A 17,501-nucleotide genomic window follows, 5' to 3' on the forward strand; every position below is an offset into this window, starting at 1 on the left:
TGACCTGCGAAAGAAACCCGGTTCTATAAACAGCATAAGAAATCCGGGATTTCTATCTTGATAAAGTTTTATTTCAGCCATCGCCATCTTGGTAATGTGTAACTTATATTTTTAAACGAACAACGACCTCCGCGTGCACATCTCAAAGTTTTATCCCATAAAATCCTTATAATGTAACATTTAATCCGGTTTTTCTGCTGATAAAAAGATTTTAGCAAAAATTGTTTGCAATTGAAAAAATACAAAACTACTTTTGTCTACATAATCTACCATTTTAATAGACTAAAGAATTCCGGGTTTCTGACTGTAATCAGCATCTCAACGAATAGCCTGCATCTATCATAAAATCACAGTAAATAATTTAAAAAAAGGTATGACTAAAACCAAAGGAAAGAATATACATAGTACGTAAAAAAAACGCCACTCCTGCTGTAACAAGAGTGGCCGGTCTTAAAAAAAGGTTCATTGGGGAATGATTCAAGGGGTATTGCAAGGCAATACTCCCACCCTTTATTTTTAATTTAACCAATACAAAGTAAATGAAAAAAAAATTCTTACTACAATTATGGGTCAGCATTTTATTGATTCCGTTAGGAATAGCAGCACAAAGCCCTGAAGCCACCATTAATGCTACGCTTTCAGGCATCGTTTCGGATGAAAAAACAAGAGAACCCCTGATCGGGGCATCTATCCAGATCAAAGGCACAACCAACGGGGCCATCACCAATGCAGATGGAAAATTCTACCTTAAGACAGGCCAGAAACTGCCTTTTACCCTGATAGTTAATTATATAGGATATGACACCAGAGAGGTTTTGGTAAACACCAATACCATAGAAATAAGGCTTCTGGCCAATGCCAAACAATTGAGCGAAATTGTGGTGGTGGGCTACGGAACCCAGGAAAGAAAAAACCTGATCGGGTCAGTTTCCAAAGTCGATCCTTCTGAAGTAAGTGCCATTCCCGTCGGGAGTTTTGATGCACAGCTACAGGGGAAAGTCTCAGGAGTGCAGATCTCCTCTCCTACCGGTGTGCCGGGCGAAACTGTCAATGTGAGGGTACGTGGAGCGACTTCAATCAACGCCGACAATGACCCTTTGTATGTGGTTGACGGCGTTTTTGTCAACAGCAACAGCTTACAGACCATCAGCACAGGAGGAAAGTCCTCCTCACCGATCACCGACATCAATCCTTCTGACATCCAGAGTATTGAAGTACTGAAAGATGCTGAAGCCACAGCCTTGTACGGTTCAAGGGGAGCTAACGGCGTGATCCTGATCACCACCAAAAGAGGTAATTTTGACCAGGCCCCGAAAGTCAATTTCAACGCCAGTTACGGTCAGGCCAAAGCCGTCAAACTATGGGAGCTTACCACCGGCCCGGAACACGCCCAGCTGGTGAACGAATGGTGGATCAATACGGGTAAAGATACCCCGTCTCTGAACAGAACCGAAGCCAACCGTCCCTTCAGACCGGTTTCGGAAGGCGGAAGAGGATTGCCGGAAGAACAGCAGACTTACGACCGTCTGGGCGAAGCTTTCAGAACCGCTACTTTGCAGAACTACGACCTTTCGGTTACCGGAGGTACCAAAACCACGAAATACTACATCGGTGGCGGATACAACGACCAGGAGGCGATCCTCAAACCGATTACCTTCAACAGGGCCAGTTTCAAGGTCAACCTTGACCAGAAAATCAATGAGAGGGTTCAGGTGGGTGTCAGCAACACCTTTACCAGAACCTACCGTAACCAGGCCAGGGCCGGGGATGGTCCGCAGGGAGGTCTGCTTCAGGCAGCTCTGCACACCCCTACTTACCTGTCGCCTTACAATGAACAAGGGGTACTGGTCGGAAGAGCGGGTTTTGACAACCTCACTTTATTGCTTGAAAACTATGACGTTAATTCTACCAGTTTAAGATACATCGGAAACCTTTATGCCGAAGCCGAACTATTGTCTAATCTGAAACTCCGCACAAGCTGGGGGGTAGATTACAACAATTACAACGAGTCGGAATACTGGAATACTTTCCTTTTACTCGGAGCCCAGGGTGGTCTGGCGACTTCGTCCATCAGCCAGTTCTCTTCTCTTCTGAATGAACAAACTTTGACATACCGCAAGAAATTCGGCACCAAACATTCATTTGGTCTGATCGTGGGTAATACCCTACAGAGCGATGTGCTGACGAGGACCTATGCGGAAGGCCGTGGTTTTGCCAACAACTCCTTCAAAATCATTTCTTCTGCCGCTACCACCACCAGTACACAAAGCTGGAGCAAAAGCAACCTGGCGTCCTTTTTTGCCAAAGCAGACTATGTTTTCAACAGCAAATACCTGGTTGATTTCAGCCTGAGGGCCGACGGATCGTCGAGATTCGGAGCTGACAGGAAATGGGGTTATTTCCCTGCCGTAGGTGGTGCCTGGAGAATCAAGCAGGAAGACTTCCTTAAGGATGTTAAATTCATTTCCGACCTGAAACTGAGGGCAAGCTATGGTATCGTGGGTAACCAGAATGGCATCGGGAACTTTGCAGCTCAGGGTCTGTGGACCGGCGGTGCACCGTATCAGGGTAACCCGGGTATTGCTCCGCAGCAACTGGCCAACCCGGACTTAAGATGGGAAAAAACCAACCAGTTCAACATCGGTATCGATGCGGCCGTGCTGGAAGGAAAACTTTCTTTCGAACTTAATTACTACAATAAATACACCCGCGACGGCCTTTTGCAGCTCGCTTTGCCGAGCACCACCGGTTTTGCCAACTACTGGAGCAATGCCGCGGAAATCAGCAACAAAGGATTTGAGCTGAACATCAACTCTGTCAACTACGATCGTGGCGGACTGACCTGGACAACGAGCTTCAACATTGCCCGTAACGTCAACAACATTGAAAAACTGGAAAACCCCCTCCGTTACGGAAGCCGCGAGCTTATCCTGCAGCAACAGGGAACACCGTTATACTCGTTCTGGGTTTATAAACAACTTTCTGTTGATCCGCAAACCGGCAACGTCGTCTATGAAGATGTGAACAAAGACGGACAGATCACGGTTGCTGACCGTCAGATTGTGGGCAGTATCTGGCCGAAATTCTTTGGCGGGCTTACCAACAATGTATCTTACAAAAACTTTGAGTTGTCTGCTTTCCTGTCATTCCAGTATGGCAACAAGATCTATAACCACAACAAGTTCTTCGGCGAAGGTGGTGGTGCGAGAGACGCGGCGAGGATCATCTTTGCGAGTAACAATGCCAGATGGCAAAAGCCGGGCGACATCACCGATGTGCCAAGACCTGACGGTGTGAACGTGAACAATTACCGTGACGGCGGCAGCCGCTGGCTGGAAGACGGTTCATTCCTGAGACTTCGCTCCCTGAACCTGTCTTATAACCTTCCGAAAGAAATCGCCAGAAAACTCAGGGCAGACGGCCTGAAAGTGTATGTCAACGGAACCAACCTTTTTCTTCTGACCAAATACACCGGTCTTGATCCGGAGTCAAGTGCCAGCAGTGAGCAAAATGCACAGGGGATAGACTTAGGAACGCCTCCGCAGCCCCGCAGCTACCAGGTGGGTATCAGTGTGACGCTTTAATCTCAGATCTTAAATAATCGAAAAATGAAAAAATTTAAATACCTTTTATACATCGTATTGCTCACCTCAGCCACCGGCTGTGACAAATACCTGGACGTTCAACCGCTTGAGTCTATTTCAGATACGCAGACAATCTTTGATAAATCTTCTGCCGAAACAGCCATCAGAGGGGTTTACTCAGCGTTGAGCAACAGCAACTATTACGGAACTACTTTCCAGTCTATCGGCTATCTGTCAGGCGACAATATTCAATGGACAGGTTCACAATCGCAGGTACAGGAATTCATCAATAAAAAGGTGAATGCTGAAAACGCCACCATTTCCGGAGCCTGGACCGCCATTTACAGGACCATCAACCGGGCGAACAACGTGATCGCCAAAGTACCGGGCGTAACAGATCCGTTACTGACCGAAGCCCTGAAAAACCAGATTGTAGGGGAAGCATATTTTGTCCGTGCCCTGGCTTACTTTGACCTGGCCCGTACCTGGGGCGGTGTGCCGCTTATCGTTACACCGACTTCTAATCCTACCCAGAACAGGGGAATAGCCAGAAGTACCACCGCCCAGACCTACGCCCAGGTGTTGAAAGACCTGGAGACGGCCGAACCTCTGCTGCCTTCCACGACCGACCGTTTCAGAGCTACCCGCAAGACGGTGTGGGCCTTACGTTCCCGTTATCACCTTTACCAGAAGGAATGGGCCAAAGCGGAAGAGTATGCAGCCAAACTATTGTCTGACAATACTTTCCAGGCCGTAAAACCTTACAGTGCGTTCTTCGCCAATGATGCCCGCGGCACCCAGGAATCTGTATTTGAGATCTTCTACTCAGCCAATGAAACCAACACCCACAGAGGACAATGGCAGCCACAAACCAACGGAGGCACCCGTCAGTGGGCACCGAATGACGCCCTGGTGGCCTTGCTGAATGATGCCACCAAAGGCGGCAACCGCAGCACCCTGGTAGCCAAAGACAACCAGAACCGCTGGTATGGCAACCTGTATTACCGTACTCCGGCTACTGACCCTACTTATGTGATCCGTATCGCTGAGCTTTACCTGATCAGGGCTGAGGTACGTGCACAGCAGGATAAACTGGCCGACGCCCTTACAGACCTGAATGTGATCCGCAGCCGTGCCGGCATCAGCCCGAGTACTGCTGCCTCAAAAGATGCGGTCCTCCTGGATATTGAAAATGAAAGAAGGCTTGAATTTGCCCTGGAACCACACCGTTGGTACGACATCGTCAGGACAGGCCGTGCGGCACAGGTGTTCAACGTAACTGACCCGAACAGGCTGGTGCTCCCTATTCCTTCAGGTGAATTACTGATCGACAAGGCATTGGTTCAAAACCCCGGATATTAAACCTTAACCATTTATAACTATGGCTCAAACTATTCAACGCGATCCTGAAGCAGTGTGGAGTAATACCGAAAAAAACCTTTTCAGGTTCTTCGGTATTTACTTCCTCCTGCAGGTGTTACCCCTGGACCTGAGGTTCTTCAAGCACCTTTTCAGTTTCAACTGGTTCGACTACCAGGGTATTTTTTACCTGGCCCGCTATTCTCCGTCATTTACCGGGGATGACAGTTTCATTAACTGGCTGATCATCGCCGTTCTGGCTGCGGCAGGAACTTTGTTGTGGGATAAAATCTACAAAAAAGAGGTCAATTACGACCAGCTTAATTACTGGGTCAGGGTGCTGGTGAGGTACCGTCTGGCGATCGGGGTGATCGCCTACGGTTTTCTGAAGTTCTTCCCTATCCAGGCCCCGGTACCTTCTCTGAGCAATCTCAACACGGATTACGGAGACTTTACCTCATGGAAACTGTTTTCGCTGGGTTTAGGCGTGGTGCCTGGCTATCAGTCGTTTTTAGGATTGGTCGAAATTGCCGGGGGCTTGCTTTTACTGAACCGTAAAACGACCACCATAGGTACACTCATCATTCTTCCGTTTACCGGTAATGTGGCTTTTTCAAACATTGCGTATGAAGGTGGTGAATATGTGTATGCTTTTTACCTGATCTCGCTGGCTCTTTATCTTTTTGCTTTTGACGGCATCCGTCTTTTCAAACTGGTTTCCCTGGAAATCCCGACAGCCCCGAATCGCTTCAAGCCTGTTTTTGCAGGAGAATGGGCCAAATACCGCCTGGCTTTGAAATCGGTATTCATTTTATTCTTTGTCATTTTTTATGGTTTCAAAACCTACGCAGGGTATAAAAAGGGAGGATACCAGTTTCCGGCAGAAAAAGGGCTGGCCGGGACAGAGGGTTTGTACAATGTCAGTGAGTTCAAATGGAACAATCAGTCCATTCCGTACTCAAAAACCGATTCTGTCAGATGGCAGAACGTGGTTTTCGAAAAGTGGAACACATTGAGTATCCAGTCTAACAAGCCGGTCGTTCCCGAAAATCTGCCGACCGAGGAACTGTTCAAGGATGACTCATCCCGGATTTATGAACTGGCCGGTTCTCAGGGGCGTCATTATTATTCATACCGGGTCGACAGCCTTAATTCAGGTCTTTTGCTTCAGAACAGGAACAAAAACCATGCGGGTGACCAGCTGACGCTTTCGTTCAACAGGCTGAATGACTCTACCATTGTGCTTCAGGGTGTGACAGCCGGAAAAGACTCGGTTTACGCCGTATTGAATAAAATCAACAAAAAATACCTGATCTACGAAGCCAAGAAATCGGGCCGCAGAGGGGGTTTAACCTTGTAATTCTTAATCAAAAATTCAATCATTATGTCAGATTTAAACTTAAAAGCAGAACGTGAGGATTTAGGTGCGGAATTACCTGAAACCTCCTCAGAAAACGACCCGAAGGTAGTCGGAGCCGGTCCGTGGCCGGAGTGGCAGAAGATTCTCTTCAGGATTGCCTTCGTCTTTTTTATCGCCATGACGCTGCCCAATAATCCGGACTGGTACACCGATATTTTCGCATTCGACTGGCTGCATCTGCATTACAGGGACTTGTACGATATCGCCCGCTTTGGTTCGGGACTTGATTTCTTCGGCAACCGCTTCTTCGGCAGTCCGCTGAATGGTTATGCCATATGGGTGATCACGTTCGTGTTTGCCATTGCAGTAGGGCTGATCTGGACGGCCGTTGCCTATTTTATCAAAAAAGAACGCAGGGAATATAACCTTCTGTATTACTGGCTCAAAGTGATCGTCCGTTACAGGGCCGGGATCGGGATCATCGGTTTTGGTTTTACGAAACTCACCCCTACCCAGCTGCCATACCCGTCGTGGGGGATCCTGAACACTGATTTCGGAGACCTGACCTTACAGAAAATCTACTGGCTTTCTATCGGGATCGTGCCGTGGTATGAAGTATTTACGGGGGTGGTTGAGGTAGCCGCAGGTGCTTTACTGTTTTTCAGAGCCACCACTTTCTGGGGCTCGGTGTTGTTGTTCGGAGCACTGGCAGATATCGTTTATGTCAACTTTGCCTATGACGGCGGAGTGCATGTTTACAGCTCTTATTTTGTCCTGTTCTCGGCTTTCTTACTGATTGATTACGTACCTAAAATTTACAGTCTGCTGATCAAAGAACGCTTCACGATTCCTTTTACTTATTACCCGGTTTTTGACAAAGCATGGCAAAGAATCACAAGAATCACTTTAAAAACAGTGACCATTGTGCTTTTCCTTCCGGTTTTTCTTTACCTGGCGATCATCAACTTTCTGTATGACCCTTATAAACAACCGGCCCAGAAAGGCATAAAAGCCCTGCGGGGTAATTATGAAGTGAGCGAATTCAGGATCAATAACCAGGTCATCCCTTATTCGCCGCTGGACACCGTCAGATGGCAGCAGGCTACGTTTGAAAAATGGACTACGCTGACTTTTAAAACCAACAAGCCGGTGGAACTGGACCTTTCCAACGGTGGCGGGGCTCCTATGCGTGATATCGGGCGGACGTTTGAACTCACCGGGGTAGCGGGCGGACAAAGGGTGTTTTATTATGAAGCCGATACGGTTAACCAGGTGCTTTATCTCCAGGATAAAAATCGCGGAGCCAGGAACCAGGAAAACCGGGAGTTCCAGGGTAACCGTAACCAGGCAGCCAACGGTGGCGGCCGTGGTGAAAGAAACCGTCCGGAAGGCCAGAAAAAGGACGAAAAGCAGGATAACTGGATTCCGAAAGAAGCCCTGGCGATCATTGGACCTGAAGACCCGAAAATTGATCCGATTGCCCGCTCAGGACGCCGTACCAAAGGCATTGAGTCTGAAAGCCGTCCTTCAAAACGCAACAGGATGATCCTGAAATATACCGTCATTGATGGCGGTAACAGGGTCCTTCTGTCAGGCATTAATGAAAACAAGGATTCCATTAATGTCGTCCTCGACAGATATACCAAAAAATATGCCCTTTCCAGAAGCACACTGGAAGCGGGTAAGTACGAATAAAGAAACTGTTTACCCTTCTGTAAATGCCTGAAGGGTAAACTTTACATGGATACAATTAAACCAAAGAAAACAAAGACCATTATGAAAAAAAGAAATTTACTGTTGCTGATTCTCCTTTTGCTGAATCTCCCCCTGCCGGGATTTTCGCAGTCCAATGCTGTCTCCGGCAGTGTCAAAGACAAGGAATCCGGTGAAGCCCTGCCCGGCGTTTCCGTTATCGTGAAAGGGACCAATATCGGAACGACCACCGATTCACAGGGCAATTTTAAACTCAATTCTGCTGAAAATGCCACTTTAATCTTCTCTTTTGTCGGGTATTTACCGGTTGAAAAAAAAATAAGCAATAAATCTATATTATCTATAGAGTTAATATCAGACGCGAAACAACTTTCCGAAGTCAGGGTGGTGGGTTATGGCACTCAGACCAAAGCTGAATTTACGGGTTCTGCGGTGCGGGTATCCGGAGATATCATCAAAGAACGGCCTATCCAGAGTTTCGACCAGGCTTTGTCAGGTCGTGCTGCCGGGGTGAATATCGCCCAGCCCAACGGCGTACTGAACAACCCGCCGGTGATCAGGATCAGGGGGGTCAACTCCATTTCACTGAGTTCTTATCCGCTGGTGGTGGTAGACGGGATTCCGATCAACACCGGAAACGTATCAACCAGCACAGCTGTGCCGAACAACCCGCTTGGGGACATCAATCCGGCCGACATTGAATCTATTGATGTACTGAAAGACGCGGCTTCGACCTCTATTTACGGCTCGAGGGCCGCAGCGGGGGTTTTGCTCATCACGACCAAAAGGGGACAATCGGGTAAGCCGAGAATCAACTATGAGGCCTGGACGGGCGTTTCTGAAGTGGTGCGTTTACCGGAATTGCTGAACGCCGAACAGTACATCGCCATTAAAAATGAAGCGGTGCTGAACGCCAAAATCCTCGGAGGCAATGTCAACAACGACAAAGTAGCCTCTGCTTTGTTTTTCCCTAATTTCGATGCCCGGAATAAGCCGATCGATACCCGCTGGTATGATTACATTTACCAGACCGGAACTTCCCAGAACCATAACCTGAGTGTATCTGGCGGAACAGCCGCTACCAATTATTATTTCTCGGCCAACTTCACCAAACAAAACGGTTTCCTGGTTTCCAATGAATTTAACCGTAAATCGGTCAGGTTTAACATTGACCAGGAAGTGAACAAATGGCTGAAACTGAAAGGAAGCGTTTCTTACAACTCGAGCTTTAACCAGTCGCCTTATGCCGGTTCTTTACCGAACTCCAATTTCTTCCTGGTAGGTGCGGCCCGTCTGGCTACTGCCCTGTCGCCCAATGTCCCGGCCTTCAATGCCGATGGATCTTACAATATCAATCCGGCCAGTTTAAATACGATCGGTATAGGCAACAACCAGGTGATCAGCAACTGGGGTAACCCGGTGGCCTTACTGAGAGAAAACCGCTATACTTCACAAAACAGCCGTATCATCGGTAGTTTTGCAGCGGTTATCAACCTGTATAAAAACCTTGATTTCACGTCTACTTATGCTGTAGACCGCCTGGATACCGACACTTACAGTTTTGACAGTGCCATCCAGGGCAACGGCTTCTCAAGCCGGGGTAATGCCACGAACATTGCCGCTCTGAGAGACAACTGGAACTGGACCAATACTTTATCTTACAATACGATCATTAAAGACAAAAGCTCCGTTTCTGCTTTGGTGGGCTATGACTTTCAGAAGTTTGACTTTTCTTCATGGGGAGCTTCAAGAACCCAGGGAGCTGACGCTTTCTTCGAAAACTACCAGGGTAACTGGGGGGCTATTTCAGCGACCGGCAACGAAATCGGGGAAAGGTCGTTCCTGTCTTTCTTCTCGCGTCTGAGCTATGACTGGGACAAGAAATACTTCCTGACGCTCAACTTCAGAAGAGACGGTAACTCGGCCCTGGGTGCGGGTAAAAAATTCGGGAATTTTGGAGGGATATCCGGCGGATGGTCTCTGTCTGAGGAAGAATTCTATAAGACATCGGCTCTGTATCCAGTGTTGAATAACGTGAAGCTGCGTGCCAGCTGGGGTCGTGTAGGCAATGGTAACCTGAGCGATGCCTTCAGTTCTCTGGAACTTTACAGCGGTTCATTGTATGGCAGTGTGCCCACCTGGTCTATTTCGCAGGCAGGAAACCCGAACCTGGGCTGGGAAACCAGTAATCAGACCAACATCGGGGCTGACCTGGGACTGCTCAACGACAGGATACAGCTGGAGTTTACGTATTTTGACAACAACGTGGACGGTCTGATCCTGAGTGCCCCGCAGGCAGTTTCAAAAGGTATCCCGGGTAATGCCATTTTAGGAAACGTCGGTTCCATGTACAACAGGGGTATTGAATTAGGTATCAATGCGACCGTGCTCCGCAAAGGTGATTTCTCCTGGAAAACCTCTTTCAACATCACCAGGCTTAATAACAAAGTCACTGCCCTGGCTGAGGGTAACACGGACATTATCGGCACCACCCACGTGGCTTACGAAACCACGAACATCACCCGTGTCGGCTATTCTGTAGGAAGTATCTACGGTGCTAAGACAGACGGTGTGAACCCGGACAACGGCCGCAGGATATTCATCAACGGACAAGGTAAGAAAGTGCAGTTCAGCCAGGTGGTAGCTCCCGGAGAAAGCCAGTGGACTTACCTCGACGGCACCAAAGCCCCGGCCATTACAGGATCGGATTATTACCTGATAGGAAATGCCCTGCCAACCTGGTATGGCGGATTTGCGAACAATTTCAAGTACCGGGATTTTGACCTGGGTGTCAACTTCACGTTCTCAGGCGGTAATGTGGTCATGAACGGGACAAGGGCCACCTTACTGGATCAGAGGGCTTACAATAATTCGACCGAAATCCTGAACCGCTGGCAAAAGCCGGGTGATATCACGGATATTCCACGCCTGGTTTATAATGACCAGCTTTCAAGCGGTTCATCGTTTCCGGTATCTACCAATGCCGAAAAAGGTGATTTCCTGAGACTTCAGAATGCCTCATTCGGATATCAGTTGCCCAAGTCGCTGTTTACCAGGATCGGCATTGCTTCTGCGAGGGTCTATCTGCAGGGTTCCAACTTACTGTTGCTGACCAAATACACAGGTACTGATCCTGAATCGTCTGTGAATGGTAATTCCAATACCACGCCGGGTGTGGAGAAAAACTCGGTGGGACAGGCAAGAACATTCACGCTGGGTCTCAACCTCGGTTTCTAAACCATCCGTCCAAAGCTTCAAAAAATAAAACATCAAAGGAAATGAAACGAACAATCAAACATAAATCGATTTTAAAGCTCAGCGGATTTCTGGGTCTTTTTCTTATTGGAACTACCGCCTGCAACGAAGCCAAATACCTGAACCCTACCCCGGAAACTTCCATCAGCGGAGCCAATGTAACGGCCAGTCCGGAAAGAATCCTGGGGCTTGTGAACGGGATATACAGGTCATTGAAAAACGGCAACTTTTATGGTGGCAATTACTACACCTACACCGAAGCCCGCGGAGAGGAATTCATCAACCGGACCAGCAATACTTTCACGGCTTTTGAAGCGTGGAGCCAGACGTTAAATTCCGGATCGAACTTTGTCGCAGGTTTCTGGGCCGCAGGCTATGCGACCATCAACAATGCCAACATCCTGATCAAAGGACTGACGGACAACCCGAATGTGGTAAGTCCGGCACTGACCAAACAGTACATAGCCGAAGCCAAGTTTGCCCGTGCTCTGAGTTATTTCAGCCTGGTGACCTTGTATGCACGCCCTTATAACGAAAATAAAGGTACTTCTCCCGGATTACCTTTGAGACTGCTGGCTGAAACCGGCACTGCCAACAACGCCCTGAAACGCAGTTCTGTAGCCGAAATTTATGCCCAGATCATCAAAGACCTGGATGAGGCTGAAGCCGACCTTCCGCTGAACCATGCGACTGCTTTGCTCAATACGACCAGGGCTCACCGCAATTCTGCGATTGCCCTGAAAACCAGGGTTTACCTGAACTCAGGCAACTACGCCAAGGTGATCGAAGAAGCGAAGAAGATTGTTTCAACCCAGGCTCCGTATGCAGCATCGACAGGGGTAAATCATAAACTGCAGAATATCATTGAAATATTCACGACCAATTACACCAGCACAGAATCGATCCTGTCGGCCCCGATGACGGAGCTGGACAATGTAACGGGACAAACTTCTTTCCCTTATGTGTTCAACGCCAATGCGGAATACAACCTGAACCCGGCGGGCATCTGGGGAGATACGGAATGGAAGAGTACCGACCTGAGGAGAACTTTCTCAAGAACAGCCTCTGGTGTACAGTTCCTGACCAAATACAACAAGCCGTCGCCGTTCCTTGACTATATGCCGATCATCAGGTACTCAGAAGTGTTGCTGAATTATGCTGAAGCTGCTGCCCGCACGGGAGACCTGAGCAAATCTGCAGACCTGCTGAAAGCCGTCAGAAACCGTTCGGATGCATCTTATGTATTCCCGGATAAAGATGTGTCGACGCAAACGGCTTTGGTCAATACAATCCTGAAAGAAAGGAGAATCGAATTGCTTGGAGAAGGATTCAGGTCCAACGACCTGCTGCGTAACCTTCTGCCTTTACCGGCCAAATCAAGCAACGCTTTGTCGGCTCCTGCGGTGAATCCTGCTGATCCGAATTACATTTTCCCTTTACCGAACACGGAAATCACAAGTAATAAATCATTGCTGGAATAATCAAGTCCCGCCACAGGAGGAGACCTCCCGTGGCTTAAAAAATTTAAATCTGATGAAAATCAAAACCCTTTTCATTTTACTGATTTCTTTCGGGCTGTATGCCCAGAGGGTAAGACAAGGCGAACACCAGCACAGTACAGAGCAAAACCAGGAGGCCCATGACGGTTTCAGTCACGACTCCCACAACCACCTGAATCATATCCTGGATTACCGCAAGGAAACCCCTTATGTCCCGAACCTGCCTGCTCCGCAGATATTGAAAGGTATCGGTGAAGCCGACTTTAAGATCACCACCCGGTCGGTAAAGACCCAGACCTTTTTTAACCAGGGCATAGCCTTGCTGCATGGTTTCTGGGACTTTGAAGCCTACAGGGCTTTTAAAGAAGCCATCAGGAATGATTCTGCAGCGATTATGCCTTATTACGGACTGTACAGTGCCATCGGGGCGATTGAAGGAGATGAGTTTAAAAGCGATCAGAAACTGGCCGTACGCAAGCTGAAACAACTCTGGAAAGACGCCACAGAAAGAGAAAAACTCTACGCCGATGCTATCCTGGCCAGGGACTCCGACGAAGAAGGCGGAAAAGCAGCCTATCAGAAAAAACTGGAACTGATTGTCCACAAATACCCACAGGATGTAGACGCCAAATTGTTCCTGGCCTTAAGCAAAATGGGTGGCTATGATGCTAAAATGAACCCGAGAGACGGACAGATCTACGCAGAATACCTTTTGAAAGACCTCCTCCGCACCCACCCACAAAACGCCGGGGTGCATCACTACTGGATACACCTGAAAGAAAACTGCTGCCCGGAAGAAGCCCTGGAGAGTGCCGAATTCCTGCCTAAAATTGCGACAGGTTCAGGCCATCTGCTGCACATGCCCGGTCATGTGTATTATAAGCTGGGTGAATACAAAAAGGCTTATGATGCGTTTTCAGCTGCTTTGAAGTCTGATTCTTTATATATGAAACAACAGCGTATTCCGGAAGTGGATACCTGGAACTACATTCATAACATCAATTATCTGCTGTCTAATTGTGCAGAGGACGGAAGATATGCCACAGCATTGTATTACGCTGAAAAGCTTCAGGACATGGAAGCTTCGAAAGAACGTAAAAGGAAATATGAGGGCCGTTTCTTTTACCAGGGGGTGATTGCCCCGGCTAAAATGGAATTGTGTTTCGGATTTTATCAGAAAGCGGCCGACCGCCTGGCTGCGATCAAACTTGACAATGACAGCCTGTTTTCTGCCAAGGCCATCGCCTACAAAGAAGGTCTGTACTATTTCGCACTGGGCATGGAAGCCGTAAAAAACAACAAGATCAGTGAAGCCCGGCAATATGCCTACACCCTGGACGCTCTGCTCTGGAGAAACAGCAACCAGGAAAATGCCAAAGACGTGATTACCACCAAAAGGCTGAACGACCTCAATGTGGCCTCTCTTGAATTGCAGGGACTCATCAAAAGTGTTGAAAACAAGTATGATGAAGCCATTAAGCTGCTCAAAAAAGCAAAACAGAAAGAAGATGACCTGGGTTATAGCGAGCCTCCGTCCTATGCCAGACCTGTACTGATCAGCCTGGGTGAAACACATCTTAAAGCCGGCAAATTTGAGGAGGCGATTAAAGCTTATGAAGAACTGCTGAAAAGGCATCCCAACTCCGCCAATGCGGTCTGGGGGCTGTACAAAGTTTACAAAGCCAAAGGCGACGGGCACAAAGCACATGCCCTCAAAGATCAGCTGAATACCATAACCCAATACGGTGACAAGTCGCTGTACCCACTATAAAATATTATTCATTTAAACATTTTACATCATGAAAACCATCATGTCTTTATTAGTGATTTCTTTGTTTTTTACTGCTTTTACGGTTGATACGTATGAAGAGGAAATCAAAAACTGGAAAAATCAGAGAATTGAAAGCCTGAAAAGCGAAGAAGGCTGGCTTAACCTGGCCGGGTTGTTCTGGCTTGAAGAGGGCGAAAACACCATTGGTGGCGACAAGAAAAACAGCATCGTTTTTCCTGCGGACCACAGTGACGCGTTTCTGGGCAAAGTCATCCTGAAAAACGGCAAGGTTAGTTTTGAATCTTCCAAAAGCTCTGAAGTGCTGAAAGGCGATGAAAAGGTAAGCCAGGCAGAGGTGTTTCCTTATACCGGTAAACCGGTGGTCCTGAAACACAAAACGCTGAGATGGTTCATTATCCAGCGGGGCGACAAATACGCTATCCGCCTGAGAGATCTTGAAGGGCCTTATCTCAAAGAATTCAAAGGTATTGAAAGCTTTCCGCTGGATCAGAACTGGAAAGTGAAGGCGAAGTTTGTCCCTACCCCAGGCAAAAAACTGAACATCACGGACATCACCGGCCGTACTTACGAACAGGAGTCGCCGGGTAAACTGGAGTTCAAAATCGATGGCAAAGAATACAGCCTTGAAGCGGTAGGTTCCAAAGAACGCCTGCATTTTGTTTTCGGTGACCTGACCAATAAGCATGACACTTATGGCGGCGGAAGGTTCCTGGACGCCAAAGGTCCTGATGCAGAAGGCTTCACCTATCTTGATTTTAATAAAGCTTATAACCCTCCGTGTGCGTTCACACCGTTTGCCACCTGCCCGCTTCCGACTAAGGAAAACAAGCTGGCAGTAGCGATCAGATCGGGCGAAAAATACCATGGGGATCACTGATCAATTTTAAAAATGAAGAATAAACTGATTCTCCCTTTGGCCGGCTTGTCCTGGTTGCTGATCTCGGCTTTTGCCCAATCAGACGCAGTGGTCATTTCTGATACAGTTATGGCTGAAAACTATGATACTATTCCCAAAAGCTTCGGACTGGGCAGGATAGCCACACAGGCTGAAATAGACAGTGTGGACATCGACGTCAGACCGGACGGGAAAGGATTGCCGGCAGGCAACGGATTAGCAGCCAGAGGGAAACTCATCTTTGAAAACAAATGTGCGGCCTGCCATGGACAGGGAGGAATCGGCGGACCAAACGGCTCGCTGGTGACAACCAAAGCCCAGGAAGGAAAAAGGAAAGAAAAAACGATCGGTAACTACTGGCCTTATGCCACCACGGTGTTTGATTACATCCGCCGGGCGATGCCTTTTAATGCACCGGGCTCACTCAGCAATGAGGAAGTATATCACCTGACGGCCTACCTGCTGGCCGCCAATCAGATTATTGAAGAAAAAACGGTGATCAATGCCAGGACATTGCCAAAGGTGGTGATGCCTGCTCATCATTTATTTGTTCCCGATGACAGAAAAGGAGGACCAGAAATAAAATAAGCATGGACAAAATACTCGAAGTCATTCAGAAAATACCTCAGAAGATCTCAAGACGCGGCTTGCTGAGCGGAGCCGCAGCTGTTGTTATTGCCCAAACGGCCAAAGGACAGATCATACAGAAAGCTGTGGAAGATCCCACCAAAAGTTTCGGGACAGCCGCCGGAGAGGTCGGGACCAGGTCGCCTTTTGTGAAATCGGTCAAGAAGTTTTCGGACATCTCTTCCAGATCACCGCTGCAGGATTTTTACGGGATGATCACCCCCTCAGACCTTCATTTTGAGAGGCATCATGCGGGTGTTCCGGCCATTGACCCTGAAAAACATGAACTGCTGATCCATGGCCTGGTAGACAAACCCCTGATATTTAAGTTGTCCGACCTAAAGCGTTTCCCGTCGGTTTCCAGGATTGCTTTCCTCGAATGCTCCGGCAATTTCAGGTCGGGAAAAGATACACTGACTCCGCAGGAAATCTGCGGTCTGACGAGCCAGAGTGAATGGACAGGGGTTAAACTGTCCACTATTTTCAGGGAAGTGGGTGTCAAACCCAATGCCACCTGGTTTCTGGCAGAAGGCAGCGATGCAGCTGTGATGACCCGCAGCATTCCCGTCAAAAAAGGATGGGATGATGCCATACTGGCTTATGCCCAGAACGGTGAACCGCTTCGCCCGGAACAGGGATATCCAGTCAGGTTGTTTCTGCCCGGCTGGGAAGGTAACACGAGCGTGAAGTGGCTGAGAAGAATAGAACTTTCAGACGAACCCTACATGACCCGCGAAGAGACCTCCAAGTATACTGAAGGCATTAAAGACGGCAAAATAAGGATGTTCAGCTATGACATGGATGCCCGGTCAATCATCACTTATCCTTCTTATCCTCAGAGGGTTGAAAAAGGATGGATAGAGATCAAAGGACTGGCGTGGTCAGGAAGAGGCAAGGTAGTAAAAGTAGAAGTGAGCACAGACGCCGGTAAAAACTGGCACCTGGCCGAACTCCAGGACCCGGTGCTAGACAAAGCCCATGTGCGGTTCAGGCATCTGTGGCAATGGAAAGGTGAAGAAACGGAAATCCTGAGCAGGGTGAGTGACGAAACGGGTTATACCCAGCCTACCTTAAAGCAGCTGGTGGAAGCCCGTGGCAGTGAAATGGGCGGCTATCACATGAATCCCATTACAGCATGGCAGATCAGAAAAGACGGAGGGGTGTTTTTTAAGCCATGATAAGGAAAAAGCCCGCCCGGCGTGACCGTCAGGTCGGACGGGGAGAAGGACCGTCCGGCATGATGGTCAGATCGGACGGGACAAAGCCTGTCCGGCATGACAGGCATCCATAATTAAAGATACGATCAAAGGGTTGATTTGTTAACAGAAATGCTTTATCCGCAAAGCTGAAAGCTGTGAAAAGCCGGACAGAAATGTCCGGCTTCATGGTTTTTTTCTTGTTCCTGATTTAAAATGAT

10 protein-coding genes are annotated in these 17,501 nt (G+C 48.2%); all 10 read left to right on the forward strand.

The genetic code is table 11. The annotated features are described in order from the left end of the window. Nucleotides 1–539: 539 nt before the first annotated feature. On the forward strand, nucleotides 540–3,584 hold the full coding sequence (locus GVN16_RS24700) for a TonB-dependent receptor (RefSeq protein ID WP_166566649.1): 3,045 nt from the start codon (nucleotides 540–542) through the stop codon (nucleotides 3,582–3,584). Between the two features lie 24 nt (nucleotides 3,585–3,608). After that, nucleotides 3,609–4,946, forward strand: coding sequence for a RagB/SusD family nutrient uptake outer membrane protein (locus GVN16_RS24705; RefSeq protein ID WP_166566650.1), 1,338 nt, complete (start codon nucleotides 3,609–3,611; stop codon nucleotides 4,944–4,946). Nucleotides 4,947–4,965: 19 nt separating this feature from the next. Continuing rightward, nucleotides 4,966–6,303: a DoxX family protein gene (locus GVN16_RS24710; protein ID WP_166566651.1), complete on the forward strand. Its 1,338-nt coding sequence runs from the start codon at nucleotides 4,966–4,968 to the stop codon at nucleotides 6,301–6,303. A 24-nt stretch (nucleotides 6,304–6,327) separates the two neighbouring features. Beyond that, complete coding sequence (locus tag GVN16_RS24715; protein ID WP_166566652.1) at nucleotides 6,328–7,998, forward strand: hypothetical protein; 1,671 nt, start codon at nucleotides 6,328–6,330, stop codon at nucleotides 7,996–7,998. Nucleotides 7,999–8,079: 81 nt separating this feature from the next. Continuing rightward, the gene (locus GVN16_RS24720; protein ID WP_205748987.1) at nucleotides 8,080–11,253 is read left to right on the forward strand and encodes a TonB-dependent receptor; all 3,174 of its coding nucleotides are present in this window, start codon (nucleotides 8,080–8,082) and stop codon (nucleotides 11,251–11,253) included. A 41-nt stretch (nucleotides 11,254–11,294) separates the two neighbouring features. Then, the gene (locus GVN16_RS24725; protein ID WP_166566654.1) at nucleotides 11,295–12,752 is read left to right on the forward strand and encodes a RagB/SusD family nutrient uptake outer membrane protein; all 1,458 of its coding nucleotides are present in this window, start codon (nucleotides 11,295–11,297) and stop codon (nucleotides 12,750–12,752) included. Nucleotides 12,753–12,804: 52 nt separating this feature from the next. Beyond that, a complete protein-coding gene (locus GVN16_RS24730) occupies nucleotides 12,805–14,541 on the forward strand; it encodes a tetratricopeptide repeat protein (RefSeq protein WP_166566655.1) in 1,737 nt (578 codons plus the stop codon). A 28-nt stretch (nucleotides 14,542–14,569) separates the two neighbouring features. Next, on the forward strand, nucleotides 14,570–15,439 hold the full coding sequence (locus tag GVN16_RS24735) for a DUF1684 domain-containing protein (protein WP_166566656.1): 870 nt from the start codon (nucleotides 14,570–14,572) through the stop codon (nucleotides 15,437–15,439). Nucleotides 15,440–15,547: 108 nt separating this feature from the next. After that, nucleotides 15,548–16,045 (forward strand): c-type cytochrome, encoded by a 498-nt coding sequence (locus GVN16_RS24740; RefSeq protein ID WP_229244353.1) that lies wholly within the window; start codon nucleotides 15,548–15,550, stop codon nucleotides 16,043–16,045. A 2-nt stretch (nucleotides 16,046–16,047) separates the two neighbouring features. Continuing rightward, nucleotides 16,048–17,262, forward strand: a complete 1,215-nt coding sequence (gene soxC, locus GVN16_RS24745; RefSeq protein ID WP_166566658.1) for a sulfite dehydrogenase — start codon at nucleotides 16,048–16,050, stop codon at nucleotides 17,260–17,262. The last annotated feature ends 239 nt before the right edge of the window (nucleotides 17,263–17,501 follow it).

The sequence above is a fragment of the Emticicia sp. CRIBPO genome (assembly GCF_009905725.1).
GTDB lineage: Bacteria > Bacteroidota > Bacteroidia > Cytophagales > Spirosomataceae > Leadbetterella.

Coding starts and splice junctions, on each gene's coding strand:
- GVN16_RS24700 (WP_166566649.1), top strand. CDS start 540: ATGAAAAAAAAATTCTTACTACAATTATGGGTCAGCATTTTATTGATT.
- GVN16_RS24705 (WP_166566650.1), top strand. CDS start 3,609: ATGAAAAAATTTAAATACCTTTTATACATCGTATTGCTCACCTCAGCC.
- GVN16_RS24710 (WP_166566651.1), top strand. CDS start 4,966: ATGGCTCAAACTATTCAACGCGATCCTGAAGCAGTGTGGAGTAATACC.
- GVN16_RS24715 (WP_166566652.1), top strand. CDS start 6,328: ATGTCAGATTTAAACTTAAAAGCAGAACGTGAGGATTTAGGTGCGGAA.
- GVN16_RS24720 (WP_205748987.1), top strand. CDS start 8,080: ATGAAAAAAAGAAATTTACTGTTGCTGATTCTCCTTTTGCTGAATCTC.
- GVN16_RS24725 (WP_166566654.1), top strand. CDS start 11,295: ATGAAACGAACAATCAAACATAAATCGATTTTAAAGCTCAGCGGATTT.
- GVN16_RS24730 (WP_166566655.1), top strand. CDS start 12,805: ATGAAAATCAAAACCCTTTTCATTTTACTGATTTCTTTCGGGCTGTAT.
- GVN16_RS24735 (WP_166566656.1), top strand. CDS start 14,570: ATGAAAACCATCATGTCTTTATTAGTGATTTCTTTGTTTTTTACTGCT.
- GVN16_RS24740 (WP_229244353.1), top strand. CDS start 15,548: ATGGCTGAAAACTATGATACTATTCCCAAAAGCTTCGGACTGGGCAGG.
- soxC (WP_166566658.1), top strand. CDS start 16,048: ATGGACAAAATACTCGAAGTCATTCAGAAAATACCTCAGAAGATCTCA.